The sequence below is a fragment of the Kineococcus sp. R86509 genome (genome assembly GCF_042466365.1).
Lineage (GTDB): Bacteria > Actinomycetota > Actinomycetes > Actinomycetales > Kineococcaceae > Kineococcus.
This window is the reverse complement of sequence record NZ_JAXHCE010000001.1, coordinates 127,427-154,058: the sequence shown is the minus strand read 5'-3', so window position 1 is coordinate 154,058 and position 26,632 is coordinate 127,427. Positions and strand designations below refer to the sequence as shown.

Genomic DNA, 26,632 nt, shown 5'->3' with positions numbered 1-26,632 from the left:
TCAGGGGCGACTCCGATCACGCACGGACGACGGGATGACCGTGAACTAGAAGCCCTTACAGACCGGCATCGGCTTGTGGCGCGGTGACCTTCGAGCCAAGGAAAACACCGCCTGCCAGGACGGCGGTGACCCCGCAGCCGATCAGAGCCGGCCGGTACCCCAGCACGTCGACGGCGATCCCACCCACGACGCCGGAGAGCAGGAACCCGGCGTCGGCAGAGGCGGAGAACAGTGTCGTGGCGAAGCCGGTAGCCGGGGCCAGAATCTCCTGGAAGAAACGCATCCCCGCCGTGGTCAGAACCGTGATCGCCACCCCGCGGGGCACCTGGGCGATGAGGAGCAGCACCACGCCATCGGCCGCTGCGGTGAGCGCGAAGTGCAGTGCGAGGGCGAACATCGCGCCCACCAGCAGCCCGCGCTGGCTCAGCCGCGGCGGTAGCGCCACCACGGCCAGGGCCGCGAGGACTTCCACCACCGCGCACAGGGCGAACAACGTGCCCACCACTGCGTCGGGCAGGCCGAGGCCGTGAGTAACGTAAAGCGGCAGGGCCAGACCACCGGCGAACATGGCCAGGAAGAACAAGACGACGCTGACGGTCAGCAGGACCAGTCCGGTGTGCGGTACACCCCTTGGCTGGGCGGTGGCGGTTGCGGTGGGGGTGGTGCCCGGGGCAACGTCAGGGGCAGGTGTTTGCCCGGGTGCAGAACCTGGTGAGGGCACCACAGCGGTGGTCAGCAAGGTCAAAATCAGCAGACCCACGGTGACCCACAGCACGCCGAGGAACCCGATCCAGGGAACCAGCAGCAGACCGGCGATCAGCGGGCCCAGCGCCCAGGCCAACGACCAACTGGAGCGCAGCAGCGGCACGGCCCGCTGCCCGAGAGCACCGGCGCCCAGAACGGTTGGGGCCATGGAGAACAGCTGGGGGTAGATGGCCTGGTAGAGGGCGAGCAGGGTCATGGAGATCAGCAGCAGCCACGCAAAGGACGTAGTGGTGGTGAGCAGGGCGTAACCCACCGCGCTGGAGGCGGTGGCCAGTAGTGCCCAGGTGCGGGTGGGGCGGCGGTCGAAGCGCCGCCCGCTCCAGAGGGTGAAGGCGATGCCGCCGAGGGCGGGTAGGGAGAAGAGCACGCCGATCTGGGTGGCCGACAGGTGGGCGTGGTCGTTGAGGAAGAGGACGTAGTAGCTGCCGACGATGGAGTCGGCCAGACCGAGGAGGACTACCGAGCCGGCCAGGGTGGTGAAGGGCCGGGTCAGTAGAGCTCGTCCTCGCTGGCTCTCGGGGCTCACGAGTTGAGGTGCCGGTAGCAGGTGATCCAGGGCGCTGCGGCGTCCGCTGGGCTCGCTGAGGTTCGTTGCAGCTGGGTGGCAATGCGAGCGATCACACGAGGCATCGTGGATCATGCGCTGTACCTACGGCACCTCATTTCGGGCCTACGTGTCGGCCGCTTCGGTCGCACGGTCATCGTCAATATGCGGGTGATCGTCGTGCTCAGCTTGCATCCGGACATCGCCAGATGAGTGAAGTCGCCAGGCGTCAGCGATAGCGCGCACAACGCGGGATGACCGGTAAGCCGTTTCGTACCTCCGCTCAGCCGTAGAGCGGTGCAGAGTCGCGCCCACAACGCTTCGCCGAGTTCTCGATCGGCTGCGGGGGATCCGCCTCGGGCCATCGTGGCGCCACCGCCCGGGGCGGGTTCCCCGGGCAGTTGTAGGCGGTGACCTGCTGCCGGGAGGGTGACGTAGGTGGTGGTCAGACCGACGGCGTCACGGCGGGTGAGGATGTCGCGGGCGAAGACGTCGGAGGGCCAGACCTGGTCATCGCCGCCGGCGCTGAGCAGGACTTCACCGCGGATGGATTCGACGGGGATGGTCGCGGCGGGGACGTGGTCGGCGAAGGTGGTCAGGCTCTGCTCGTACAGCGTCCGGAAGAGCGGCGGGCCCGCCCCTTGCGTGGTGGTTGCTGCTTGGGTCCGGGTGTCGTGCCAGGCCTGATCGTAGGGCACGAACGGCAACGGGGTGCCGGCGCGGGTCCAGGAGGAGCGGGGCGGGAACTCACGCCCGTCCAGGCCGGGACCCACGTTGGCCCAGACCACTGAGGAGGGCGAGAGGGCGACGACGGTGCGGATGCGGGCGTCGTGGGCGGCTAGGAGCAGGGCGGCCTCGGCGCCTTTGGAGGCGCCGATGACGGCGAGGTGGTCGCTGTAGCCGGCCAGTTGTTCCAGGGCGGGGGTGAAGGTCTCCAGCAGGATCTCGCAGATACCTGGTGGTTGAGCGGTGTCGCTGGATTGGTCGCCGAACCAGCGAAGGGAGAGGGCCGCAGCGCCGTGGCTGGCGAGTAGGCGCACCCTGTCGGTTTCGACGCGGCCGCTGGAGCCGGACAGGACCAGGACTGCGCAGCGGGGCTGAGTAGTGGGCAGCGCCAGGATCCCGGTGGGGTTGGTCAGGGCGTACTCCATGTTGTGAGCCTCTCGCGCACCACGGGATGACCGTGAAGTTGTCAGGCCAGTGATTCGGGCTCCTCGGCCACGAGCTCAACCTCGAAGCCGGCGTCGTCTTCGAGGAAGGCCGCGTAGTGCTGGGGCCCGCCGGCGTGCGGGTGCAGGTCAGCGAACAGCAGCCGCCATCCGTGTTGGGGTGCCTCGCGGGTGATGGCGTCGACGTCGGCTCTGCTGCCGGCCCACAGGGCGAGGTGGTTCATGCCGCTGCGCAGCCGGTCGGTGTGGCCGCGGACGTGGTCGGTTCCGGACTCCAGCACCACGTACGCCTCCTCCAGGGACCAGGTGCAGCCGGTGGCCCAGGTATCCGTGCGGGAGTAGCCGAGGCGCTGCAGCAGCCAGGGCCAGGGTCCTTGGAGGGCGGTGGCGTCGTCTCGCCACAGCTCGAGGTGGTGCAGGTGTCCTCGCTTCGCGGCGCCATCCTGACGTCTCGCACCGCACCATCTGCGAGATAACCGTGCGCCGCACCACGTTGTCGCGGGCAGAACCGCATGACGGAGCGTCCTGGTTCGCCAGCCTCCGGCTCATCCCAACGTCCAGGTCAGGTCACCGGTGTGCCCTGGTGGTAGACCACCTGCCATCCCTGTCGGTGGGTGCATCGGGGTCGAGGCTGGCCATGACCCCATGATCGTGAGGCGCCTGGACTGCTGGAAGCGGATTGATCGCTGGGTAGCAATCATCTGCAACTCGGCAGATCCGGTCTTCGCCAACCCCGGGGCGACAGCGCTCACACCGCGGATGACTGTGAAGTCTCAGCTCACCGGGCGGTCTCATGATGTTGGTGGGGAACGGGCCGCGGACCGGCTACGTCGAACCATCATGACCTCGCGTCTCCTCGCCTGGACGGGACTGGTGGCCGTTCTCCTTGTCAGCGCGTGCGGGCAGCAGGCCTCGGCGCCTGGCGATCCATCACCCAGCGGTCGGCCCGCTCCGGGGACGTCCGACGTCGCACGACCCGACCTCGTCCCCGACGAGCACCCGGGGCCCTTCGAGGCCACCGGGTTTGTTCTGCAGGACGAGAGCCACGGCCCGCAGCTATGCGTGGGCGGTATCGCGATGTCGCTACCGCCGCAGTGCGGAGGTCCGGACCTGATGGGCTGGGACTTCGCGTCCCTGCCCGCGGGCTCCTACGAGTCTGTGCTGCAGAGCCGGTACGGCTCTTTCGTCATCACCGGGACGCCGCAGGGCGACGCGATCCGGCTCACCGCACCCGCCCGCCCCGCCAGCCCGGCGGACCTGGAGGATCAAACGCGGGGACCGGAGCCGTCCTTCACCAGTCCTTGCCCAGAACCGGTGGGCGGGTGGCAACCGCTGGACCCGGCGCGGACCACCGAGGAGGCGCTGCAGGCCGCGTCGGTGCGGGCCGAGGCCGTCTCGGGGTACGGCCTGCTGTGGATCGACCAGCCTACTGTGACCCCGGAGGAGCTGGGGGCCGGAAGTGAAACCGCGAACGACCCGTTGCGCTACGTCTTGAACGTCTCGACCACCGGGGACCTCGCTGAGATGGAGTCCGCGGTGCGGGCGGTCTGGGGCGGCGCGTTGTGCGTCAGCGCCGCCGCGCACTCCGCCGCGGAGCTGACCTCTGTGCGAGATGCTCTCGACGGGCCCGAGGCGCTGCTGCCGCTGCTCGACCTCCAGCTGGATCAGTTGGCCGGGCAGGTCACCGCCACGGCTCTGCTGGCTCGTGAAGGCGATCAGCGTCGTCTTGACGAGCAGTACGGGGCCGGTGTCGTGCGCTTGGGCAGTGTCCTGCGCTTACCCACGGGTTGAGGTGGGATATCCACCGCTCAGGCCTCGCCGGCAGTGGGCTAGTCGTACTCAGCCGTCAGGTTCGCCCAGGCCGACGCGATGCTCATCCTCGGTCGGCGACCTTCACTGAAGGCGGGATGACGTGAACTCCAGTCGCTCCAGCGGGCTGGCGGTCAGGACTGAAACAGCAGGAGCCCCTCGCCCCAGTCATCGATGATCTCCTTCGTGCGGTCATGGCCTCTGGCTGCGTCATAGGCCGCGCACCCGGTTTCGACGCGGGCGAAGGTGTCCCGCAGTGCGGTGGGATCACCGTCGAGGGTGCGTTGCAGCAGCGGCAGCAGAACATCTGCGGGCCAGTCCGGCAGCGGGTGTTCACGCAGCTCCCACGGCAGGTACTTGTGATACGGCCGCACCCGTCCGGCGAGGGCAAAGATGAGGTCGAGCAGCCACGGCATCGACTCCGCGCCGTCCAGACGGCATTCCAGCCGGTTCCCGTCACGATCGGACTTCAGCGCCCGGTAGGCGTAGTTGAGCCAGCCGTCGAGGCGACTGTGCTCGATCACGACCGCCTCGACTTCCTCAGGGGTCAAGGTGGCCTGGCGGTGCAAAGCGGCGGGGATGCGCCCGCCGGTGCGGTCCAGCAGCGTGGGAACCCAGGCGAAGGACCAGCGGAACCACCAGCCTCCTGATCCGAAGGCAGGCGCCCGTTCGAGTTCGGTCAAGGACAGCGGCAGTTCGTCGACGGTGGTGGAGCGGGTGGCCGAGCGGTGCTTGGCCGCGTCGTCGCTGAGTACGACGTACACGTCGAGGTCGGAGTGTTCAGTGGCCGCGGCTCGCCCCGCAGAGCCGGAGAGGACGAGACCGAGCAGGCCGTCACCGTGTTCGGCCAGGTTTCGCTCGGCGAGATCGACGATGAGCTGTCGGTGGTCATCGGTGAGGTGGTCTGGCAGTTGCAGGTCCATGCGTCCCTCCTGGCTGCTCCAGCCGACGGCGGGAGTTCGTAGAGGCTGGCATACCGCTGTCGATGTGAGCACAGGCATTTCGTGCACAATGCGGGGTGACCGTGCACTCGTCCATCGCCGAGGCCGGGGTGGCCGCGCACGCCCGGGCACCAGAAGGATGCGTTGTCATGGCAGCGACTCGAATCGGCAACGAGGCCACGCCACTGGTGGTCGTCCGCGGCAACTCCGGCAGTGGCAAGTCTGCGCTGGCCGCAGCTATCCGCGCCGCCCGGCCCCGCGGGGTGGCGATCCTCGGGCACGACGTCCTGCGCCGACAGATTCTGCACGTTCCTGATCGGCCAGGGGCCCTGTCGGTGGCCTACCTCGACCTCTCAGCGCGCTTCGCCCTCGACCACGGGCTGCACGTAGTCATCGAGGGCATCCTGCACGAGGAGATCTACGGCGACGTGCTGCGCCGACTCCTCGATGATCACGTGGGCGTGACCTGTTGCTATCGCTACGACTTTCCTTTCGAAAAGACGGTTCGCCGCCACGTCACCAAGGGTGCGACCGCCCAGGAGTTCGGCGAAGCGGAGATGCGCTCGTGGTGGCGAGACCAAGACCCCCTGCACGGTGTGCTGAGCGGGTCATCGGCCCGGACTCGACGCTGGAGGACACGGTGCATCTGGTCCTGTCCGACTGTGGGTGGCTCGACCGCCCGCGCACCGCGGGATGACCGTGAAGTCTCGCTGCAAGTTGCTGGTCAGTTCCAGGCGAGGTCGTGCTGGCGACGTAGAAGCAGTTCGGGACCTGACGGCTCTGCCCGGTTCAGCAGCGCGTCCAATCGCATCGCCGTGTGACAGCGTGCGAGGAGGACGCCACGCTTGAGGGCGGTAGCCGGGATGTCAGCTTGGTGGGCGATCTGGGTTGCCTTCTGCGCCCCGACCGTGATGACCAGCCCTTCGACGTCGAGGCTGACCTCGCCCACCGCTGCGTCGGACCAGTCCAGAACACCGCTGAGCTGGCCGGTGGCGTCGACTAGCAGGTGCTCGCTCTTGACGTCGGCGTGTACCAGGACCGGCGCGTGTTTGCCTCCGTGGCCGCTGACGTCGGTCGTGGCCGGTGGTGTGAGGGGGCGTTCGATGCCGAGGGCCCGGTGAGCGGCCAGTCCCGCCTCAAGGAGCTGGGGGAGGTCAGGCAGCGACCGCGTCGGCACTCCCATGGCGGTGACGTCGGTGACCGCGCAGTGAGCGAGGTCGGACAGCAGCTGTACGAGGTCGGTGTGGGTTCGGGCGGTGAAGGGGCCTTCGTCCAGATCGTGACCGGGTAGCCGTTCGTCCAGCACCCACCGGTGGCCGTGCCAGGTTCCGTCGGCGACAGCGGTGGGTACCGGAGCGTGCAGGTGCTGGGGTAGCCATCGGCGTAGGGCGATCTCGCGTTGCAGTCGCTGGCTGGTGCTGGGGTCGGGGGTCCAGCGCAGGACGTGGTGTTTACCGATCCACCAGGAGCGGTGGTCTCCGCCGCTGCTGATGGGGCGCGCGGGGACGGCTTTGTCCAAGACCTCTGAGGCCAGGGTTGCGGCGTCTGTTGAGGTCATCACCACCGGTTCAGTTTCTCGGTCGGGGAGGATGAACGCCAGTGACTTTCTGCATGGCGACTTCCTGTACGGCTTGGGCGCGGGATGACCGCGACGTCCACCGCAAGGTGGTGAGCGTCCTGGTGGTTCTTGTTCAGGAGGCCTCTCCGGGCAGCCGGGCTTTTCGTCGCCCGGAGTTGATGGCGGTGATGAGGTCGTCGGTGAAGGGGATGCCGTGGGCGGCCGCAGCCCTGCGGACCTGCTGGCGTCCCCAGAGGCGGTTGTCGTGTCCGGCGAGAAGGACGGCGCCCAGCTGGGCTGGGCTGGTCGGTCCGGGGGTGTCGTACGCGCTTCCGCGGACCCGGGCCACCGGACCTGAACCGGTGTTGGCCCAGTGCGGGGAGGACCACGACAGTTCCAATACGTCTGACCAGGGGTAGTGCTTTTCCTGGCCGTTGCGGAAGCGTGCGATGAGGGCTTTGTCGGTGAAGTCGATCTGGTCGCCTCCGCTGCGCAGCTGCCAGATTGTCACTGCGGCCAGTGTCAGCGCCCACAAGGGGGTGGGGCTGTCGAAGGGGTGGTGGACCAGGCCGAGTACGGCGACGAGGAGCAGGAGGAGTACGGGCACGATCCAGCGCCGCTGTCCTCGTGCTCGGAGGTTCTCCGACGCGGTGCCGTCGGTGGCGGTGCCGTCGGTAGCGGTGGCGGTGCCAGCGTCGATGTCGGTGTCGGAGTCGGTGGTGGCGTTGCGGTACCTCAGCCAGGTGATGAGGGGCCACCAGCAGAACCCGGTGAGGATGACGCCGATCACCAGCAGGCGCAGGTCGCCGGTCAGGGCAGCGTGACCGGCCGGGACGGCGAAGTTGAGGCCGGCGAGGGCGGAGAGGAGGAGGAACCAGCGGGGCACGTCTTTGACTGTGCCGGACGAGTGATGAGGGCGTGTGGCGTTTCTTCAGATGGATCCATGGGGAGCTGACGGGTGTTGCCGGCGCGAGGACGGCGACAGGTTCGGAGGGTCTGCAACCTCCAGGGCAGCGGCCGAGCCGCGACGTCGCGCAGCGCGGGCTAAGCGCGAGGTGTCAGCCAGAGCCGACGATTTCGCCCCACGACGGTGGTTCCCCTGTCGTCAACGAGGCGGGAACGGCGCGATGTCGCTGCTCCACTGCTTCGCTGCCGTGAGCAGCTGAGCCCGGTCGACCCGCAACGGGATGCTGTACTCGTAGATGCGGCGACTGAGCTCCACTGTCCATCCGGGTCTTCCGACCACCGCCTCCAGGGACAGGTGCACGCGCAGCAGCGTGTGCTCACCTTCCACCGTAGCCACGCTGAAGGCCAGGTTGGGCTCGATGAACATCAGCGTGCTCGCCACCATGTCTGAGCCGGGGTCGTCCGTCGGCTCGAGGCGTCCTTCGGCCGCGGCGTGCAGCCAGTCCAGCAGCTCCTGCGCCTCCCACGTGGTCAGGTCTTAGGCAGGGGCCTCAGCGTGTGTAGCGGTACTGCGCTAGCTGCCGCGAGATTCCTAGCCGCTTGCCGATGGAGTCCCAGGTTTCGTCCTTGTTCCTGAGGTGTAGAACCGCGTAATACAAGGCCTCTGCTACATGGTCGACTGCATATGCTGCGGTGCGGATACCTAGTTTGGGAAGATACGACGCCCACGAGTTCCAAGCATCAAGGAATTCACGTTCGATGGCGTATTCTGGGGTAACTGACGGCAACTCAGGGACATGCCAACGATAACCATCCTCCTCCCATAAAAGTTTACCTTCGTACTTCGAGTAGCGATTAATTACCGTCTGGGTTGAAACTCCAAGCTCGCCAGCAATATACCTCCAAGTAGCTTTAATCTTTCTGACTTCAGTGAGGTCGAGATCGCGGTCGTCAGGCTGGTCGCGCCAAGTGTTCGCGTGTGGCCACGTGTAGATGGCGATCTCGTTTGCTCGTCGAGTATTGACGACGATCAGCGTCAAACATCGCTTGACGAAGTCATCCAGGATGACAAGATCTTCCAGCTCACGGGCCTTGTCGGAGCTGCGTACTGCTTGATCAACTATTTGTTGCGCAATCCAGCTCTGTGCTTCGGGCTCGTCGCGCCAGTCGGTCGCCTCCGGGTACCAGCCGAGAAGACATTCCACCCACTGGCGGAGCGCGATTGTGTCGTACATGCCTGCCGCTCCTCTCCCTCCTGCTGAGCCGATGAAGCATCACCAAGACGATCCATGAGTCTCCAAGACTCCGTCAGGATCTTAGACGTTGGTCGCTCGCCGGATGTTGTGTCAGGAATTTAGACCCGGGCCTCCTGGCGGTCTAACGCGTCAGGATGTTCGACAGACACCTAGCTTCGAGGGGATGTGTCAGTGATCTGGACGACTGTTGTCAGTTGTACTTCTCGTCAGGCAATTAGACACAAGCAGTAGCAGCACGTGGCTCGTCAGGAAATTAGAAAAGTGGCGTCCAATGTTGCTGATTGTCAGGAATTTGAACGGGCCGCTCAGGCGGTATGAGATTGTCAGCGATTTAGTTTTGAGGCAGAGGCAAGCGGGTGCGCGCCGCCACCTACCTGACTGCAAGAACCTCACTAAAAAGGTTGTGCTGCAACCGATATGAGCAGATTTAAGATTCCTTGGCTCAGGTTTTTTGCGCGATACGAGGCGCAAGTGTGCCCGCGCGGTTGTGCTTTAGATGAAGTGGGGCGCATGATGCGGTGACGTTCAGCATCATCAAACTGAGCGACCTTCAGTCGGCCCAGGAATGCCCTCATCTGTGATTGAGACGACAAGCATTCCTCCAGTCAAGGAGTTACCATGGGCAACGGTAGCAACACTCCCCGCAACCAGCGGACCGAGGAGGGCAGTGACGGCCGACGCGACAAGCCCGGACTGTGGTCGGTGCTTGCGAAAGTGTCGATGGCCGGCTGGGGCCCGACCGTGCGCTTTGCGTTCGTGAGTGTGGTTGTGGTGGTGGTGCCGCCCGGAGCGGCGGCGTTGGTGTCAGGGGGGTTGACCGGGTTGTGGCCCGGCCTCTAACGAGTTGGTACACGGGTGACGACCTGTCGATACGTTCCGTTGCTCATACGTGACGCGACCCCCGTCGGGCCTCGGGCCTCGCGCGTGGGGGTGCCCCTATGTCCCGCGTCAAGCTGCGATGGCCCATCCGGCCGCGACAGCGGCCGGATGGGCCGGTAGCCGGTCTTGTCGCGGAGCATGGCGACGAGTACGTCGACGCGTCGACGGGCCAAGCAGATCAAGGCGGCGTTGTGGCGGCGGCCATGGGCGCGTTTGCGGTCGTAGTAGGCCCGACTGTCCGGGTCCTTCAACGCGGCGAACGCGGACAAGAACAGGGCGCTCTTCAACGCGGGATGCCTGCGTTGGGGGTGGCTCTCTCCCTTGATCGAAGTTCCTGAACTTCGGGTGACCGGTGCCAGCCCGGCGTAGGAGGCCAGGTGCGCGGCGGTCGGGAACGCGGAGCCGTCACCGACGATGGTGAGGATCTTGATGGCGGTCCTGAACCCGACGCCAGGCATCAAGGTCAGGACCCCGGCGAGAAGGTAGGCCTCCAGGCGAGCCTCGAGCTCTGCGGCGAGCTTGTCGCGTTCGAGGCGGACGTCGCATAGTTGGGCGGCGACGCCGGTGATGATCCGGTCGAACGCTGCGGAGCCGGGGACGACGACCGTCTGCTCGGCCAAGACGCTGAGGATCTTCGCCGGTAGCGTCTTGGCCAACCGCGGTGAACGAGGCCGCAGGACTTCGGCGATGCCGTCCTCGCCCAGAGTCGCGATCGCTTTGGGGGTTCCGGCTGCGGTGAGCAGGTCGACGACCCCGCCCGGCTGATTGTCGGGTCGATGTGTCTGCTCAGCAGTCGTTCCAAAGCCGGATGGGTACGAAGTAGTGCGTCTCGCAGCCGGTTGGTGAGGCGGGTGGTCTGTTGGTTCAGGTCGTCGACGTAGCCGGCCAGAACAGTCACGTCGGCCAAGGTCTCGTCATCGGTCCTGACCCGTCGCAGCGTCCGCGGGTGAGACAAGGCAGCGTGGTCGATCAACGGGCAATGACGTAGGCGTCGCGGGCGCCGGTCTTGGCCTGACCCGGGTGCAGGTCGGCGAGTCGCCGCATCGTCAGGCCGGGTAGGTAGGCGATGTCGATGTGCATTGAGCGCGCGACGGCGACCGCTAAAGCGCCGATCGAGGCGGGTTGGTCGATGACGATGAGGACCCGGCCGTGGCGCTAGAGCTTGGTGAACACCGCCCGTAGTTCGGCTTCGTCGTCCCTGATCCAACGGCAGGCCGACCGAGACACCCGCGTCGCAGCCACGGCTACGTTCAGCGATGAAATTCAGACAGGTCCCCATGAGCGATCACCGGCGTCCGCCGCCGCCGGTGACAACACCCCCAGATCATGAGTGCACAGGGGAAGTCAGTCATGCCGGCGGTGGTGGCCTGCCACCCCTTACGGGGTAATCAAAAAGGTAACAGGGGAAGCTGCTGGTCGTCCGCGAGCGCCATGGGGTCGGTGGTTGGGGTGTCGGTGGCGGCGTGGGTGACGAGCTTGTCGACGGCGGCGCGGAAGGTGCCAGGGCCTTGGCGGTCTGGGCGGCGGTGAGTCCTTCGCTGCGCAGGGTGGTGGCGAGGTGGCGCCAGCGTCGGCGCGCCCGGTCCAGAGCCGCGGTGAGGGCTTCGCCCTCGCGGTGGGCGGCGGGGACTTCGGCGTGAAGGTCTGGGGGCAGGGTGGCGAGGGCGGCGCCGTGGCCGCCGGTTTCAACCAGGCTTGCTCCGGTGAGGGCTTGGATCTCGTTGAGGTGCCCGACGTGGCCCAGGACGTCCTCTCGGGTGCTGCTGGTCATGCTGGGGTCGCGCTGGCGGGGCTGGGCTGAGCTGGTGGTCGCATCGGGCCATTTCAATGTGACGTCTGCTCCGGCCACTGGGTAATCATGCTGTGGCCGTTCCTGAGTCCGTCGATGACTTGACGGTTCTGGGTAATTTTCGCGGAAACTATCGCGCTGACGGTGGTGTTCTTGAGGTAGGCGTTGAGCATGAAAGATTGGGAGGCTTGTGCGAGGTAGGTGGCGTGGGGCACGACGCTGGCGATGACGTCGGGGTGGGCAGGGTTGCCGTGGGTCAGGGCGTTGCGTACGCGGCGTCGTCGAGGTTTCATTGCGTCGTACTCCGCGCCGAAAGCATCTAGTAGGTCAAGGTGTTGGCCTGCGTCGCCGATGGAGTCCAGAAGTTTCTCAAGCTGGCGGAATCTTGAGTCCTTGGAAGTTGCCTGCAACAGTTGCTGACGATATGTCCAGGCAGCCTTAAGGTCGTAAGTTTCATTGGTCTCGGTCGAGGTGCGGATGGCCGCAGCGACCTGGGGGTCAACATGTGCCCGCGAGTACCGGTCATGCAGGCAGTAGCTGAGGGCATTCAGAAGTGCTGCGTTCCACTGGCTATTTTGCCAAGAGGGCTTGAGGTCGTCTTCCAAGTTTGCGTAGCCGCCCACGCCGGCTGCAGCAGCCGCGAACTCCAGGACACGTCCGTAGGCAACGATGGCGGTGGCAGGCCGGCCGTGACGCGCTTCGTCCATCGAGCGCCGTACTTCGCGTAGCTCCAGCGGGAGGCGATGACCGGCTAACGTATCGCCGAACCGGGACGCATCTTCAGTCAGTGCATGCTGGAGCCGTAGGGGTGCAACGCCTTCCAGGTCGAGCCGTTCTCGCAATTGGTCTCGTGGTACGTAGTGGTGGGCCCAGTAGCGATGGCCATCGACGAGTAGTCGCTCCCAGCCTAGGGGTTTCCATGCGTGGACGTCGGCGTCGCTGGCGGCGACGGCAATGATGTCGTCGGCGCGTTGGCGACCTTCTGTCAGCGCTTGCTCCACGGAGTGGGTCCCGAGACTGACGCGGACCAGGCAGGCCGGCGTGTCCGGGGAGGGGATGATCTCGTCGAGGTCTTCGTACTGGTCAAGTTCGGTGAGGTGTGCTGTCTGCACCGGCATGTCGTTTTGGTCGCTTCGTCCCGAAGTTTCCCTGACGATTGGCGTCGTCGTGGTCTGTGCTGCGAGTGCCGGTCCATTGTCGAGGACCCAGCGCAGGGGGTAGAACGCGGCGCTCGCAGAGGAGGTCAGCATGGGCGTGTGAAGCTGGCCGCGGTACGCCAACCACACTACGCACTGTCCGTGGGGGGCGGGGTGGGTGAGCCAGCGGGCGGCAAGTTCTTCTCGCATGGGCCACGTCAAGTCGAACCAGGAGTGACGGCGAAACTTTGGGCGTGGCTGCTTCAACCCCAGCGTGTCGAAGGCCTGATCAAGAGCGAAAGTGGTGCCGCCTAGGATACCCGCGGCAGTGGCAAGTCGCCGGTCGGCGTCGTGACCGGCGTTGGTGAGCTGTCCGTGCAGGGCCGTCAAGGCCGAGTGGACTGACTCGGGTTGAAGCTGGGGGGCGGCGGCGGCTCGTAAGAGGTCTTGCCAGGCAGCACGGACCAGTAACGCAGAGGCGAGCCGAACTCCTAGATGCTGACCCAGCTCCGCAAGCTGGTCACGTTCTTCACGGTCAGGGGCATCCTGCGCCAGTAGTAGAGGGACGCGGTGGAAGTACGTGTCGAGGTCAGACCCCAGGGCGGCAGCTACGGCCGGCCCCAGGTTCAGGCGGGTAGCGTGAACCTCGGCCTGGAGTTGCTTATGAGTCCCCTTCTCGGACCAGGGCTTGGCGCGATCCAGCAAGAGCCAGCCGTCTAGCTCAGCCAGCAGCAGGTGAAGAGGCAAGGCGCCGGGGGAGCGGTAGCTGCGGTGACGCTGCAGCAGCTCCATGAGGTCGTAGGCCCACGCTGGACACGCCGGAGGCTGCTCAGCGTGCTGCAGCCAAAGGCTGCTCGACTGGACACCGACGTCCCCGTCAAGGCCGTCCTGCACCGGTGCGGACAGGTCGGAGGCTGCCGGCACCGGCCGATCCGAGGCGTCATCACTCACAGCAGTGAGTGTGACGCGGACCTCCGACACAACGCGCGGTCCAGGTGGAGAAGCCGCCGTCGGGTGGGCTATCGGGTGGTGGCGGTGGTGGGTCGAAGACGCAGTCGGTGTTGGGTCGTCAGGTGCCGAAGGTGCCCCACGATCCCTCGGGCAGTCGGTGAGTCGGCGGGAGTGCTCGACGGTGCCGAGGTACACGTGCTTGATCGCTGAGGATGGGACGGACTTCTTCACGGGCTTGCCGTGGGTACCGGCCGTGCTGGGAGCGGCGCCGAACGCGATCAACCCGGCCGAGGTCGCGGCGCTGGCGGTGGCGCGGTTGTCGATCGAGCCACCGGCCACGCAGATGGTGCCGAAGCTGGCGTCGGGGGCGTTCGGGCTCATCGGCTTGCCGGTGTGGTTGTGGACCCCGGCGCAGCAGTGGGAGCCGATCACGGCGACGGCCACGCTGGGCGGGGTGAGCGTGACGGCAACGGCACAGTTGACTCGTATCGACTACGACAGGAGTGATGGGACGACGCTGGCGTGCACGTCGCCGGGGCGAGGCCCACCAGGAGTCGTACGGGGATCGGGACTCTCCGACGTGCGGGCACCGGTATGAGAAGACGTCGGTGCACCAGCCGGGAAGGCGTACACGGTGAGGAGGACCGCGAACTACGCGGTGACGTGGACGGGCGGCGACGGACTCGACGACCCTAAGCGATACCTCCTCCACGTCGTTGGCGATGGGGAAGCGGCAGGTGCTGATCACCGGATGAGTGGGCGTACGGAACGGGAAGGGGGCACCGAGCTGCGATGCGCTGTTCGGGGCGTTCCCGCTGAACGAGGACGTAATGCAGGTGCAGATGCAGAAGGCGCTGCAGGACTGATCGGTGCTCGCCCAGGTGGAGCGTCCGCTGGTGGAGTGGTAGGCGTGGAACTGCAACCGCGACAACCTGTGGGACTTCCCGTCCTAACCTTCACCGGTAGCGTTCTCGGCGGCTCCTACAACTGGGCGTTGTACTGCATCTCGATGAACTCGGAGTTTTCGGGGTCCTCAGCGCGCCTGAACTGCGCTGCCTCCAGGGCTGCGAAGCTCGACGCGTTATTGGGGTGTACGAGGCCGTGGATGAGGAAGCCGGGGCACTGGGGGCGGGCGTTCTCGGCCACTTGGCGGCGGTGGCCGATGACCCGGCTCAGCAGTTCGTGAGCAGTGCGCCGACGGTTGCGGTAGGCCGGGTGCACGCCGTAGGCGAGCAACTTGGTGTAGCAGTCTTCACCGGTGGTCCACCAGGCAACCGCGGCCAGTTCGGGACCGAAGTACGCCAGGAGCAGGCCGTCACCGTCTTTGACCGGGGTGAGACGGATGAAGCGTTCGACTTGCCGGGCGTATTCCAGAGCTCCAGGGCGAGTGCAGCGGAACCGCGTCAGCGCACCGGTGTGCGCACCGGCGGTGGCAGAGGTCAGCAGCTCCCACCGCAGCGGGTCCTGATTTTCCCCGTCGTGGGGCGCTCCATCACCAGGAGGTCGTCCGGACGGGGCGGTAGACCAGGCCAGCGGCCCGCTCACCCCTGCGTGGCGCTTGGGGCCGCAGCAGCCGACGTCGTGGCCTGAGCCGCGTCGTCGGTGAGGAAGGCCATAAGACGGGCCTTGGCCCGATCGCGTTCGGCGGCGGTGGGGCGTCGGCCCGGTCCTGCGGCGTAGGCGGCACGCAACGCCTCGTCCTTGGCCCGAGCCTGCGTGAGGGCGGACTGCGCGCGGTGGACACGCTTGTCGTGGGCACGGACGCTGATCAGCTTGGAGGGCTTCACCCCAACCAAGGTGATGACACCCTTGGCGGAGCCCACAGCGCCGTTCCGGACGATGATCACACCGCGGGTCTTGCCCCTCACCTTGTGCACCATGCCCATCACCACCCCTGCTCACGATCTGCTCACTAGCCGAACGGCCCTGCCATCCAGTGTAGGCGGCCGGGTTCACCGTGGCGGTGTCGATCGACGCGACCCCCGGGGACCGGGAGGCCGTTTAGGCTCGCCGGGTGCAGGACTCGGCGGCGCGCGCGGACCGCCTCGACGAGCGCGCCCAGCGACACGAGCAGGTCGCGGCCGATCGCTACGCCGCAGCACGCGGCATCGCGGACGGGATTCCCCTGGGTCAGCCGATTCTGGTGGGGCATCACAGTGAGGGCCGGGCCCGGCGGGATGCTGCCCGGATGGGCGCGCACATGGATGCCAGCGTGGAGCACACCGACGCCGCCGAGGAGGCGAGGCGGGCGGCGCGGATCGCGGCGGCGGCCACCGATGCGCGGAACAACCCGGTGACGGTGGCGAACCGGGTGGAGCGGTTGAGCGTGAGGGTGCGAGGTGAGGAGAAGGCGTTGGCGCACTGCGTCCGCGCGGTCGCTGCCGGGGAGGCCGCTGCGGCGGCTCTGAGCGCGGCAGGTGGTCCGGACCCAGACCCGGACGCGGGGCAGGTGCAGCCGGGTCGTCCTCGGGTCGGGGAGAGCGCGCAGGAGGCGCGGGTGCGTTACGGGCTGAACATGGCCGCCCAGGCGGTCAGGGTCGAGGAGCGGTTGGCGGCGCACCGCGCCGACCTGGCGCACTGGCAGGCCGTGCGCGCCCGCCAGGTCGCGGAGGGGACGGCTACTGACTTTGGCCGGCACAACGTGGCCGCGGGGGATCGGGTGCGGGTGCGCGACGTCTGGTACCCGGTGGTGCGGGCGAACGTGAAGACGGTGACGGTGTTCGGGATGTTCGGGCCGCGCACGACTCCGTGGCACGAGGTCCAGGCCCACGAGAAGGCCCCACAGCAGGCCGCGGACGGCGCGTAGGACGAGGCCGGGGACGCCGCCGGACAGTAGGTGGGTGGGGCGACGTCAAGGGGTTGAGTCAACCCCTGTTCACGGGTGTCAACCCCACCGGCGCCGGGCTGGGGCCGGGCGTTCCGGACGCGGGCGGTGTCGTGCCGCCCGCGGCCGTGGGACGCGCGTCTGAGTGCCCCTCTCCCGCGGTGGTGGTCACGGGGTGGTGGTCGGGTCGGTGTGCTCTACAGCGGCTCGCAGGAGGTCGCTCACGGCCCGCATCAGGGTGTCCAAGGCGCTCACGGCGTCGGTGGCGGTGACGCTGCCGTCCACGACGCCCAAGGCGAGCAGGAACAGTGCACCGCCGATGACGGGCAGCGCCAGGACGGCGACGACGCGTAGGAGCGCGAGCAGCAGCGGCAGGCCCGGCGTCGGGGTACTGGCGGGGGTGGGGTCGCGGAGTAAGTAGGCGGCGGTGATGACCCCGCCCGCCATGAGGAGGAGGGTCACGGCGGCGGCGATCAGCAGGTGCGGGGTGCTCATGGTGAGCTCTCGCCTTTAGGTTGGTCGTGCGCAGGTGGTGCTCGGTCGGGTGCTGTCTCGACCCCGCGACCCTGGAAACGGATTTCCAGCGCCGTGAGGCGCCGGGACGGTGCGCACCACCCGCTCGCGAAGCACGTCTAGCCCCTAGACACTTGGAGTGTCTAGCGGCTTGACTTACCCTCATGAGGCCGGATGAGTTGCTGAAGCTGATCCGGAAGGCCGGCGGGGAGGTCGAGGTGATCCGCACGAAGGGATCGCACCGGCTCTACGAGGTGAGCAAGGACGGTCGCTCGACCCGAACGATCATCGCGGCGCACCGCTCGGAGATCGCGACCGGAACGCTGAACTCGATCGGGAAGGACCTGGAGACGGTGCTGGGACAGGGGTGGTGGAAGTGAGCACGTACACGATCAAGGTCCGCCGTGAGGCCGACCCGACCTCGGGGGTGACGTCGTTCGTGGCCACCGCCTACAAGGGACGCCGCAAGCTCGGCACCACCGACGCGCGGCACCTGCGCAAGCTCGATGAGTACGTCCGCGACGTCGTCGTCCTGGGCGACGACCTCGACGACGCAGCCGGTGCAGACCTGGACTTGGTATGGCGCTTCGAAGAGGACGACGTCCTCGACGAGGCTGCTCGCACCGCCGCAGCGCTCGCGGAACTGCGCGAGAGGGAGAGCCAACTGGTCGCTGCGCAGCACGCAACGATCCGGACCCTGGTTGCGCGGGGCATGTCGGTGCGTGACGTCGCTGCCGCCTCCGGTGTCAGTCCTGGTCGCGTCGGGCAGGTCGCGAGCCTCTCCAGTCGCGCTCAGCCTGGATCCACCACCGAATGACCGATGAGCTCGTGGTGACCTGCCGAAGGCAGGTCACCACGAGCAGGGCATCAGATAGCTGCCGACCGGGTGTTGGCTCTTCCACGGCGATTCCTGGTCGTGCCCTCTCGGGCGGTGGGCGTCGGGCAGTGCTCAGATCCGGCGGGTCACGACCGGCTGATGCCGGTCGATTTCAACGATGGCGGCCAACACGTTCTCCAAGCCGGACTGCCAGGGCCAGCCGGACGGGGCGTGCAACCGCAGCCGACGAGCCGAGAACGCGACCCGCGCAGGCAAGCTGATCAGCTTGCCCCGGATCGTCCCAGCACGTTCGCGACGGTGGGTCGTCCCCGCCAACGCGGCAATGGCTCGGGTCAGGTTGTGCGTGATCGCGGCCAACACCAACCAGGCAGCGTTGGCCTGGAACTTCCCCGACGGCAGATGCGCCAACGGCCCGTCCTTGGCCTCGGCGATCACCGACTCGATCACCGCGTGCGCGCGGTGATCTTTCTCCGCGACCAGCATCGGCAGCGGGGAGTCGGTGAACACCGCGTGATAGCGATAGGTCTCGAACAACTCACCCTGCCCCCGACCGAGAGCGGCGGGGTTCAACCGTTTGACGCGGCGGACGATCAACCGCGCCCTCACGTGCTCAGCCTTCCTGCGGCCGGTGAACGCGGTGTAGGTCGTCTCGGCGACCTCGGCATCAGAAACCCAGCGCCGGTCGTCTTCATCCCAGACCGCGTCGGTGTACTTGATCGGCGTCCAGGCATCGTCGGCGATGCCCGCGATCGCCCGCCGGACAGCGGGATTGCTGCGAGCGGTGAGGGAGAAGCGGGCCCGGCCGCGGCGGGCGGCGGCGATCACGGCGTGGTTGTAGTAGGCCGAATCGGCCCGCACGATCACCAACCCGCCACCGGTAGCCGCACCAGCACCAGCACCAGCACCGGTGCCGGTGCCGGTGCCGGTGCCGGTGCGTTTGAGGGTCGCTAGGGCATCGCCCAGTAGTTTCGGCGCACCCTTAGCGCTGGCGACCGATCCCTTTCGCAAGCGGGTTCCCACGATCACCGGCGTGCTGGCCGGGGTGGTCGCGGTCACCAGCATCGCGTTCAGGCCTTTGACTTTCGAGTAGCCGTATCCGGCGCCCTGCTTGGCGTAGCCGTAGGTCTGGCGGATGGTGTCGTCGACATCGACGTAGAGGATCTGGTCGGCATCGGCCAGTAGCGGTGACCCAACCGCGGCGGTCGTGGTCTGCAGGCCGGTCAGGAACCGGGCCGCGACGGCGTCGAGTTGGCGGACGTGGCCGTGAGTGAAGGTCCGCAGGAACGTCCCCAAGGTCGAGGGGGCGCGGACGTCGTCGAACAGTTTCGTGTTCGCGCCGTGTCGCAGGACGTCCATGTCGTCGATGCTGTCGGCGCCGACTAACATCCCGGCGACCAGGCCGGTGGCCTTGGCCGCAGCGTTAGCCGACCCGGGCCCGGCGAGGGTGAGGTGCTGGCCGAGCAGGTCGTGCAGGCCCGCGGTCTGGGCCAGTTGCAGGGCCGGGGCCAGGCCGGCGTGGGCGATGAGGTTTGGGTCGTCGAAGGTGATCGAGGACGCCGCCGCGGTGGTGGGGAGGGCGTGCGAGACTTGCATTTGGCGGGTGTCTTCCTTGCTGCTGCGTTGGAACCGTAGAGAAGTCCCATCGTTGCAGGTCAGAAGCCACCCGCCGCCTCACGTACTGGCCCCCGCAGCATCACGGGACGGTGGATCCAGGCTCAGTGAACGATCCCCGCGGGGTAGGCGTCATCGGGACGTCGTCTGCATCCCCTGATCGGCTAGCAGCCTGCTAGCGAGTCGGGAGGGTTGGGCCGTAAGGGGTGGGACCGCGTGGTGCAGCGCGAATCTCAGGACCGTGAGGTGCCGGTCAGGACGCGTCGGAGGTCCTTGGTCAGTCGTTGGGCTTCGGCGGCGGGGTGTGCGGCGAGGGCGCTGCTGGTGGTGGTGGTGACCGTCTGCACGCATTGCCGGCGGGGGAAGCGGTGAGAGCCGGAAGTCGGGTCGCCGCCGCGTAGGCGACCGCCAGCTCGTCGGGCGAGCTCGGACCGCTGCAGGCCGAACTCACACCGGCGAAGGAGGACACGACGTCCCAGGTCGCCCGCGGCGAGGGAGTTCTCGTTCGCCGCGGGGGAGCCCGGTCGCGAGCTCAGCACCGCCTCGTCCCCGCTCATCGTCCGTTGGGCGGGACGCCGCCGCCTTGGTGGTCCCAGCGTTGCCAGGCCCGGGCCCACCGGCGCCCGCCTATTCGCATGGCCACCGAGGTCGTGAGCCGGGACGCGGCGAGGGTCGCCAGAACGACCGCGCCCACCTCGGCGGCCCGTAGAAGCGCCGTCTGGAGGCGAGCGGCCTCGGGTTCTTGCGGCGCGTGCACGAGGGCACCGTCGCTGCGCTCGATCCAGACCCTCGTCGTCGGTGTCGTTGCGCTGGCGCGATCGGCTCGTGCGGCGGCCAGCTCGGAGGCAGAGACGACGCGGTCTAGCTCCACTCCGCCCCAGCCGTAGCTGAGACGAGCTGCTGTGACCTCAGCAGATCCTCGAGCAGATTCTCGCGCCGATCCGGGTGCTTCGTCCCGGGTGACGTTGTCTGCGACCGCCTCGGTACGTGCGCTGACGATGGTCAAGCTCTGTTCTCGGAGGGTGGCAGCATCAGCTGCAGCGTCGATGGCCGCGGGCGTACCCGTGATCAGGACGAGACTCGCCGCGACGGCGCTCAGACCGAGGATCATCCCCGTCACCTCCTCGACGACGTGAGCACGGGTGAGTAGCGGGGATCGGCGCAGCATCGCGTGAACGGTCGCAGGCCACAGCCTGCTTCCTGTGCGACGGCTCGCGCGGGGGGATCCCGACGCGTCGAAATCCTCTCCTCGGATCTCGACGGCTCGGCCCACCAGTAACTCCCCTGAAGTCTGAACGGAGTTACGTACCCCGAAGGTTTGGAGTATTGACCCTTGACTGCCCTGCCGGCAGGGGAGAAGGTCCCCTGCCGCTGATCCCCTGCCGCTGGTCCCGGCGTGGGACGAGGGGCAGGGAGGGTCTGCGTAGGACGTATGCCCCTGCCGGGCGACCGCGGTGGGGAACAGGCTCTCGCCATGAACTGTGTTCGAACACCCCTGATCTCCGGTTGCCCAACCGGACTGAACGGACTCTGGCAGGGACAGCCGCGCACGGGCGGTGGAGCTCAGTGGTGAGCATCGGAACGTCAGACCGGAACGCGGCCGGTGCGGGCGAGGCTGCCCCGTCCGGTGGGGGGAGTTCCGGCGGAGATGGAAGGAGGGGGGCGACGTTCGGCCTTCCCACGGCCATCGCCCTGGTCATGGGATCCGTCATCGGCACCGGCGTCTTCGCCCTGCCGTCGGCGCTGGCCGCCTACGGTCCGGTGAGTCTCGTCGCCTTCGTCATCGTCACGATCGGAGCGCTGGCGCTGGCGTTCACCCTGGGTGCCCTCTCCCGTCGCATCCCCGGGTCCGGCGGGCCCTACGTCTACGCCCGTCACGCCTTCGGTGACTTCGGAGGTTTCCTCAACGCGTGGTCCTACTGGATCACCGCGTGGGCGGGCAACGCGGCGATCGTCGTGGCCCTGGTGGGCTACGTCGAGGTGTTCGTCAACACCGGGCACACCCGGATCTGGTCGATCGTCATCGCGCTCCTCGGCCTGTGGATCCCGGCAGTGGTCAACATCTCCGGGCTGCGCACCATGGGGGCGACCCAGGTGGTCACCACGATCCTGAAGTTCGTGCCCCTGGTGTTCATGGCCACCGTCGGGCTGGTGTTCGTCAAGACTGCGAACTTCGGGGCCTTCAACGCCAGCGACACCTCCTTCGGTGGTGCCGTCTCCGCTGCCGCAGCCATCGCCCTCTTCAGCTACCTGGGGATCGAAACGACGGCGGTCGTGGCCGGCAAGGTCCGCGACCCGCGGCGCAACGTGGCCCGTGCGACCGTCATCGGCACGATCGGCTGCGCCTTCGTGTATGTCCTCAGCACCATCACGGTCTTCGGCACGGTGCCCAACGCCTCCCTGCGCACCTCGGTGGCCCCGTTCACCGACGCAGCGAACGCCATCTTCGGAGGAGAGTGGGCCGGCCAGGTCGTCGCCCTCTCCGCGATCGTCTCCGGACTGGGCTGCCTCGTGGGCTGGACGCTCGTGGTGGCCGAGATGCCCCGGGCCGCCGCTGCCGACCACCTCTTCCCCGCTCCCTTCGCCCGGACCTGGCGGGGCATCCCGCTCTTCGGCGTCATCGCCTCGACGGTGCTCGCCTCGATCCTGACCGTCGTCAGCTACACGAGCTTCGACACGGTCTTCACCACGTTGGTGCTGCTGTCCGTCTTCACCGCGGTGGTTCCCTACCTCTTCAGCGCCGCAGCCCAGGTCTACTGGCTGCTGAGTCGCGGCCCACGACTGCCGAGGGCGCAACTGGTCCGCGACGTCACCGTCTCGGCCGTCGCTCTCGTCTTCTCCTTCTGGTCCCTCGCCGGCAGCGGGTACCAGGCGGGGTACTACGGCGTCTTCTGCCTCCTGCTCGGTGTGCCCGTCTACGTCTGGCTCAAGGTCAGCCGGCACGAGTACGGCGAGACACCGGTCACCACCGCCGAGACCACCGCGAGTGACGCGTGACTCCCATCGACGTCGTCGAACCCGCCCCGTCGGGCAGCGTGGCGGAGGCGGACGAACGTCGAGGGCTCGACGAACTGTTCCGCGACCTCCGCACCGGATCGGACGGCCTGACCGGCCGTGACGCCACCCGCCGGCTGATCAGCTACGGACCGAACTCGTTACCGGCGGGCGGCGGACCCCGCTACCTGCGGGAACTCCTGAAGCAGTTCACCCAGCCGCTCGCGGTCCTGCTGCTGATGGCGGCCGCGCTGGCCTGGATCGGACACACGCCGACGTTGGCGATCGCCGTGCTCGCCGTGGTGGTGCTCAACGCCGCCTTCGCCTTCGTCCAAGAGGTCCAGGCGGAACGGGCCGTCGACGCGCTCGCCGCCTTCCTGCCGGCCACCGCGAGGGTTCAACGCGACGGGGTCCGGGTCGACGTAGCGGCCACGGACGTCGTCCCGGGGGATCTCCTGGTCGTCACCGAAGGCGACCGCATCTGCGCCGACGCCCGGATCGTGGAGGGCGACCTGCAGGTCGACCTCTCCGCCCTGAACGGCGAGTCGCTCCCCACCGCTCGCTCCGCGTCCCCGGGCCTGGTCACCGGACCGCTGCTGGAGGCCCGCAACCTCGTCTTCAGCGGCACGAACTGCACCGGTGGGGAGGCGACGGCGACGGTCGTCCGCACCGGAGCCAGCACCGAACTCGGCCGCATCGCCGTCCTGAGCCGACGCGGTGGGACCACTCCGAGCCCGTTGGAGCTGCAGGTCCGGCGCGTCACCTGGCTGATCGCCGCGGTCGCGGTCGGCGTGGGGATCGTCTTCGTGCCCGTCGGCGTCGCGGCGGGCCTGGGCTGGGCGGCGGCGATCACCTTCTCCATCGGGCTGATCGTCGCGAACGTGCCCGAGGGACTCCTCCCCACCATCACCCTCGCCCTCGCGGCGGGGGTGCGGGAACTTGCGCGCTCCGGTGCGGTGGTCAAACGCCTCTCGGCTATCGAGGCTCTCGGTTCGGTGTCCGTCATCTGCACCGACAAGACCGGAACCCTCACCGAGAACCGTATGCGGGTCACCGCCGTCACCTTCACCGGAACGGAACTCCTCGCCCCGGACTTCTCCGAGGCCAACCGGGGTGCCGACGGGGAACGCCTGCGGCGGTTGGCCCGCAGCGCGGCGGCCTGCACCAGCGCGGAGGCGCCGACGACCGCCCACCCCCAGGGCAGCGGCGATCCGACCGAGCTCGCGCTGCTGACGTTGGCGGGCGACCTCGGGGTCGGCGTCGACAGCGACGCGAGGAAGCGCACCCGCCGTGCGGTGCAACGCTTCGACAGCCACCTGCACCGCATGTCGACGATCGATGAGGGGCCCGACGGCCTCGTCCTGCACACCAAGGGTGCGCCGGAGAGCGTCCTCTCCTGCTGCAGCCAGGCTCTGGACACCGACGGATCGCCCCGTGCCTTCGACGCGGACCTCCGCTCGGCGCTGCAGGCCACCCTGGACCGCTGGGCCTCCCGGGGACTGCGGGTGCTGGCCATCGCCCGCCGTCCGCTCTCGGAGGAGGAAGCAGACCGGCCCCGGGAGGAGCTGGAGTCCGGCCTCGTGCTGCTCGGACTCGTCGGCATGGTGGATCCACCCCGGCCCGGGGTCTCGAGCGCGGTGGAGCAGGCCCACCGGGCCGGTGTCCGCATCCACGTGGTGACGGGTGACTACGGTCCGACGGCCGCGGAGATCGCCCGACAGGTGGGGATCGGCACGGCCGCGTCGCGGATCCTCACCGGTGAGGACGTCGATCGTCTGGGCGACGCAGCGCTCGACGCGGTGCTCGACACGAACTCAGAGATCGTCTTCGCCCGGAGCTCGCCGGAGTCCAAGCTCCGGATCTGCGAGGCGCTGCAGGCGCGGGGCCAGGTCGTGGCGATGACGGGGGACGGGGTGAACGACGCACCGGCGTTGCGGCACGCGGACGTCGGTGTCGCCATGGGTCGCTCCGGGACCGACGTCGCCCGCGAGGCGGCGACGCTCGTCCTCACCGACGACGACTTCACGACGATCGTCACCGCCATCGCGGCGGGACGCCTGGTCTTCGACAACGTCCGGAAGTTCATCCTCTACATCTTCGCCCACGCCGTCCCGGAACTCGTCCCCTTCCTCGTCTTCGCACTCTCCGGTGGTGCGGTGCCGCTTCCGTTGACCGTCCTGCAGATCCTCGCCATCGACCTGGGCACGGAAACCCTCCCCGCCCTGGCCCTCGGGCGCGAACCGGCCGAACCGGGACTCATGACGCGACCACCTCGGTCTCGCACCAGCGGGGTGGTCGATCGCCCGCTCCTGCTGCGGGCCTGGTTGCTGCTGGGGACCACGTCCGCCGTCCTGGTCATGGCGGCCTACTTCCTCGTCCTGCACCGGGCCGGGTGGGACCCCGGCGATGCCACCGGGGTCGGGACCCCGCTGCACCAGGCCTACCTGGAGGCGACCACCACGACCTTCGTCGGCATCGTCGCCTGCCAGATCGGCACCGCCTTCGCCGCCCGCACCGACCGCGCCTCGCTCTTCGCGATCGGTCTGCGCAGCAACCCGTTGCTGCTTTGGGGGATCGCTTTCGAGATCGCCTTCACCGCAGCCGTCGTCTACCTGCCGTGGTTGCAGGACGTCTTCGGCACCCGTTTCCTCAGCCTCGACCAGGTCGCGGTGATCCTGCCCTTCCCGTTCGTCGTCTGGGGTCTGGACGAACTCCACCGGCTCCTGCGCAGGAGGCGCCACCCCGTGTCCGACGTCCCGCTCACCGCGCCACGAACCCTCACCACCTCCCGGAGGAACTCATGACCAGCACCACCATCACCACCACTGCTACCACCGCCACCCTCGACCGGGGCCGGTCACCGGCGTCCGGAAGTGTCCTCGGTGTCCACTCCGAGGTCGGTCGCCTGCGCCAGGCGGTCATCCACCGGCCCGGACTGGAACTGGACCGGCTGACCCCGTCGAACTGCCGCGAACTCCTCTTCGACGACGTCCTCTGGGCCTCCCGGGCGCGGGAGGAACACGACGCGTTCTCCGACGTCCTGATCCAGCACGGGGTCGTCGTCCACCAGTTCGGGCAGTTGCTCGCGGAGACCCTCGAGGTGGAGGCCGCACGCGAGTTCGTCCTCGGCCGGACGTTCACCGCGGAGAACGTGGGACCGACGCTCGTCCGCCCGCTACGCGACCTCGTCGCGCACTACGACGCCGCCACCCTGGCGCAGTTCCTCATCGGGGGGATCACCCGCAGCGACGTGTCACCCCTTCACGCCCGCAGCCTGCGGTGGCAGACCCTGGGCCTGGAGGACTTCGTCCTCCCGCCCCTGCCCAACACCCTCTTCCAGCGCGACAACTCCGCGTGGATCTACGAGGGGGTCTCGATCAACCCGATGGCCAAGGCCGCTCGCCGTCGCGAATCCCTGCACTCGCGCGCGGTCTACGGGTTCCACCCGCTCTTCGCGCAGGCTTCGTTCCCCACCTACTACGGCGGCGACGACGTCGACCACCAGCCCGCGACGCTCGAGGGAGGCGACATCCACGTCCTCGGGCGCGGTGTCGTCCTCATCGGGATGGGGGAACGCAGCACACCGATGGGCGTGGAGATCCTGGCCCGGGAACTCTTCCGCAGTGCTCGCGCCACGACGGTCATCGCCGTCCGGTTGCCCCACTCCCACGCGCAGATGCACCTGGACACCGTCCTGACGATGGTCGACGTAGACACCTTCGTGAAGTACCCCTACCTCGACCCGGCGGGGCTGCGGACGTGGATCATCACCCCGACCGACCTCGAGGAGATCGTCGAGGTCGACACCGGCGGTCTGCACGTCGAGCACCGCGACGACCTCTTCGCGACCATCGCCGAGGCCCTGGGGCTGGACCGTGTCCGCGTCCTGGTCGCCGATGAGGACAGTCGCAGCGCAGAACGGGAGCAGTGGGACGACGCCACGAACTTCCTCGCCCTGGCGCCCGGTGTCGTCGTCGGTTACGACCGCAACACGGTGACCGCCGACATGCTGCAGGACAACGGTATCGAGGTCATCACCATCCCCGGGAGCGAACTCGGCCGAGGCCGTGGCGGCTCCCGGTGCATGACCTGCCCCATCGAGCGGGGCCCGGCGTGAACCGGCCGAGCACGATCCCCGAATCCGTCATC

The 26,632-nt window shown here is 67.9% G+C and carries 23 protein-coding genes and 1 pseudogene; 8 read left to right on the top strand and 16 right to left on the bottom strand.

Going from position 1 to position 26,632, the window contains the following annotated elements; genetic code table 11:
• Positions 1-55: 55 nt before the first annotated feature.
• Genes SJY07_RS00745 through SJY07_RS00735 form a run of 3 tightly spaced genes read right to left on the bottom strand, consistent with a single transcriptional unit; the run spans position 56 to position 2,762 of the window.
• The gene (locus tag SJY07_RS00745) at positions 56-1,405 is read right to left on the bottom strand and encodes an MFS transporter (protein ID WP_380156310.1); all 1,350 of its coding nucleotides are present in this window, start codon (positions 1,403-1,405) and stop codon (positions 56-58) included.
• Positions 1,402-2,460 carry an acyl-CoA thioester hydrolase/BAAT C-terminal domain-containing protein gene (locus tag SJY07_RS00740; protein ID WP_380156308.1) on the bottom strand — a complete coding sequence of 353 codons (1,059 nt, stop codon included), beginning with the start codon at positions 2,458-2,460 and terminating at the stop codon, positions 1,402-1,404. Before SJY07_RS00740 ends, SJY07_RS00745 begins: the two co-directional genes overlap by 4 nt.
• Before the next feature lie 41 nt (positions 2,461-2,501).
• Complete coding sequence (locus SJY07_RS00735) at positions 2,502-2,762, bottom strand: hypothetical protein (protein WP_380156306.1); 261 nt, start codon at positions 2,760-2,762, stop codon at positions 2,502-2,504.
• A gap of 556 nt (positions 2,763-3,318) precedes the next feature.
• On the opposite strand from SJY07_RS00735, the gene SJY07_RS00730 reads away from it, so the two are divergent.
• The gene (locus tag SJY07_RS00730; RefSeq protein WP_380156304.1) at positions 3,319-4,269 is read left to right on the top strand and encodes a hypothetical protein; all 951 of its coding nucleotides are present in this window, start codon (positions 3,319-3,321) and stop codon (positions 4,267-4,269) included.
• Between the two features lie 152 nt (positions 4,270-4,421).
• Here SJY07_RS00730 and SJY07_RS00725 read toward each other — a convergent pair whose 3' ends face one another.
• The 7 genes and pseudogenes from SJY07_RS00725 to SJY07_RS00695 form a co-directional block, all read right to left on the bottom strand.
• A complete protein-coding gene (locus SJY07_RS00725) occupies positions 4,422-5,210 on the bottom strand; it encodes a hypothetical protein (protein ID WP_380156302.1) in 789 nt (262 codons plus the stop codon).
• A 742-nt stretch (positions 5,211-5,952) separates the two neighbouring features.
• Positions 5,953-6,786 carry an aminoglycoside phosphotransferase family protein gene (locus SJY07_RS00720; RefSeq protein WP_380156300.1) on the bottom strand — a complete coding sequence of 278 codons (834 nt, stop codon included), beginning with the start codon at positions 6,784-6,786 and terminating at the stop codon, positions 5,953-5,955.
• Between the two features lie 133 nt (positions 6,787-6,919).
• Complete coding sequence (locus SJY07_RS00715; protein ID WP_380156298.1) at positions 6,920-7,672, bottom strand: hypothetical protein; 753 nt, start codon at positions 7,670-7,672, stop codon at positions 6,920-6,922.
• A 219-nt stretch (positions 7,673-7,891) separates the two neighbouring features.
• Complete coding sequence (locus SJY07_RS00710) at positions 7,892-8,137, bottom strand: hypothetical protein (protein ID WP_380156296.1); 246 nt, start codon at positions 8,135-8,137, stop codon at positions 7,892-7,894.
• A 106-nt stretch (positions 8,138-8,243) separates the two neighbouring features.
• On the bottom strand, positions 8,244-8,927 hold the full coding sequence (locus SJY07_RS00705) for a hypothetical protein (RefSeq protein ID WP_380156295.1): 684 nt from the start codon (positions 8,925-8,927) through the stop codon (positions 8,244-8,246).
• An 857-nt stretch (positions 8,928-9,784) separates the two neighbouring features.
• On the bottom strand, positions 9,785-10,447 hold the full coding sequence (locus SJY07_RS00700) for a transposase (protein WP_380156294.1): 663 nt from the start codon (positions 10,445-10,447) through the stop codon (positions 9,785-9,787).
• 349 nt (positions 10,448-10,796) lie between these two features.
• A pseudogene (locus SJY07_RS00695) lies at positions 10,797-10,967 on the bottom strand (transposase); the annotation flags it as partial.
• 418 nt (positions 10,968-11,385) lie between these two features.
• Here SJY07_RS00695 and SJY07_RS00690 point away from each other — a divergent pair.
• Positions 11,386-11,628, top strand: a complete 243-nt coding sequence (locus SJY07_RS00690; RefSeq protein WP_380156293.1) for a hypothetical protein — start codon at positions 11,386-11,388, stop codon at positions 11,626-11,628.
• A gap of 23 nt (positions 11,629-11,651) precedes the next feature.
• Here SJY07_RS00690 and SJY07_RS00685 read toward each other — a convergent pair whose 3' ends face one another.
• The 3 genes from SJY07_RS00685 to SJY07_RS00675 all read right to left on the bottom strand — a co-directional run bounded on the left by SJY07_RS00685 (position 11,652) and on the right by SJY07_RS00675 (position 15,490).
• Positions 11,652-14,147 carry a hypothetical protein gene (locus tag SJY07_RS00685; RefSeq protein ID WP_380156292.1) on the bottom strand — a complete coding sequence of 832 codons (2,496 nt, stop codon included), beginning with the start codon at positions 14,145-14,147 and terminating at the stop codon, positions 11,652-11,654.
• A 537-nt stretch (positions 14,148-14,684) separates the two neighbouring features.
• On the bottom strand, positions 14,685-15,248 hold the full coding sequence (locus SJY07_RS00680; protein ID WP_328291566.1) for a hypothetical protein: 564 nt from the start codon (positions 15,246-15,248) through the stop codon (positions 14,685-14,687).
• Entirely contained in the window at positions 15,245-15,490 is a 246-nt protein-coding gene (locus SJY07_RS00675; RefSeq protein ID WP_328291565.1) for a hypothetical protein, read from the bottom strand. Before SJY07_RS00675 ends, SJY07_RS00680 begins: the two co-directional genes overlap by 4 nt.
• Before the next feature lie 227 nt (positions 15,491-15,717).
• Between SJY07_RS00675 and SJY07_RS00670 the strand changes: the two genes are divergently transcribed.
• Positions 15,718-16,509 carry a DUF3560 domain-containing protein gene (locus SJY07_RS00670; protein WP_380156291.1) on the top strand — a complete coding sequence of 264 codons (792 nt, stop codon included), beginning with the start codon at positions 15,718-15,720 and terminating at the stop codon, positions 16,507-16,509.
• Between the two features lie 186 nt (positions 16,510-16,695).
• Here SJY07_RS00670 and SJY07_RS00665 read toward each other — a convergent pair whose 3' ends face one another.
• Positions 16,696-17,022, bottom strand: a complete 327-nt coding sequence (locus SJY07_RS00665; RefSeq protein WP_380156290.1) for a hypothetical protein — start codon at positions 17,020-17,022, stop codon at positions 16,696-16,698.
• A 182-nt stretch (positions 17,023-17,204) separates the two neighbouring features.
• Between SJY07_RS00665 and SJY07_RS00660 the strand changes: the two genes are divergently transcribed.
• Both SJY07_RS00660 and SJY07_RS00655 read left to right on the top strand, forming a co-directional pair.
• Positions 17,205-17,420 (top strand): type II toxin-antitoxin system HicA family toxin, encoded by a 216-nt coding sequence (locus SJY07_RS00660; protein ID WP_328291562.1) that lies wholly within the window; start codon positions 17,205-17,207, stop codon positions 17,418-17,420.
• Positions 17,417-17,857: a hypothetical protein gene (locus SJY07_RS00655; RefSeq protein WP_380156287.1), complete on the top strand. Its 441-nt coding sequence runs from the start codon at positions 17,417-17,419 to the stop codon at positions 17,855-17,857. Before SJY07_RS00660 ends, SJY07_RS00655 begins: the two co-directional genes overlap by 4 nt.
• Positions 17,858-17,989: 132 nt before the next feature.
• Here the strand turns inward: SJY07_RS00655 and SJY07_RS00650 are convergent, their stop codons facing one another.
• Together SJY07_RS00650 and SJY07_RS00645 are read right to left on the bottom strand one after the other, a co-directional pair.
• The gene (locus SJY07_RS00650; RefSeq protein ID WP_380156286.1) at positions 17,990-19,471 is read right to left on the bottom strand and encodes an IS1380 family transposase; all 1,482 of its coding nucleotides are present in this window, start codon (positions 19,469-19,471) and stop codon (positions 17,990-17,992) included.
• A 571-nt stretch (positions 19,472-20,042) separates the two neighbouring features.
• Complete coding sequence (locus SJY07_RS00645; RefSeq protein WP_380156284.1) at positions 20,043-20,657, bottom strand: hypothetical protein; 615 nt, start codon at positions 20,655-20,657, stop codon at positions 20,043-20,045.
• 530 nt (positions 20,658-21,187) lie between these two features.
• Between SJY07_RS00645 and SJY07_RS00640 the strand changes: the two genes are divergently transcribed.
• From SJY07_RS00640 to SJY07_RS00630, 3 genes are read left to right on the top strand one after another with little or no spacing between them, the layout of a single operon-like run.
• Entirely contained in the window at positions 21,188-22,486 is a 1,299-nt protein-coding gene (locus SJY07_RS00640) for an amino acid permease (RefSeq protein WP_380162068.1), read from the top strand.
• The gene (locus tag SJY07_RS00635) at positions 22,483-25,287 is read left to right on the top strand and encodes a cation-translocating P-type ATPase (RefSeq protein ID WP_380156282.1); all 2,805 of its coding nucleotides are present in this window, start codon (positions 22,483-22,485) and stop codon (positions 25,285-25,287) included. Before SJY07_RS00640 ends, SJY07_RS00635 begins: the two co-directional genes overlap by 4 nt.
• Positions 25,284-26,600, top strand: coding sequence for an arginine deiminase (locus SJY07_RS00630; RefSeq protein ID WP_380156280.1), 1,317 nt, complete (start codon positions 25,284-25,286; stop codon positions 26,598-26,600). Before SJY07_RS00635 ends, SJY07_RS00630 begins: the two co-directional genes overlap by 4 nt.
• The last annotated feature ends 32 nt before the right edge of the window (positions 26,601-26,632 follow it).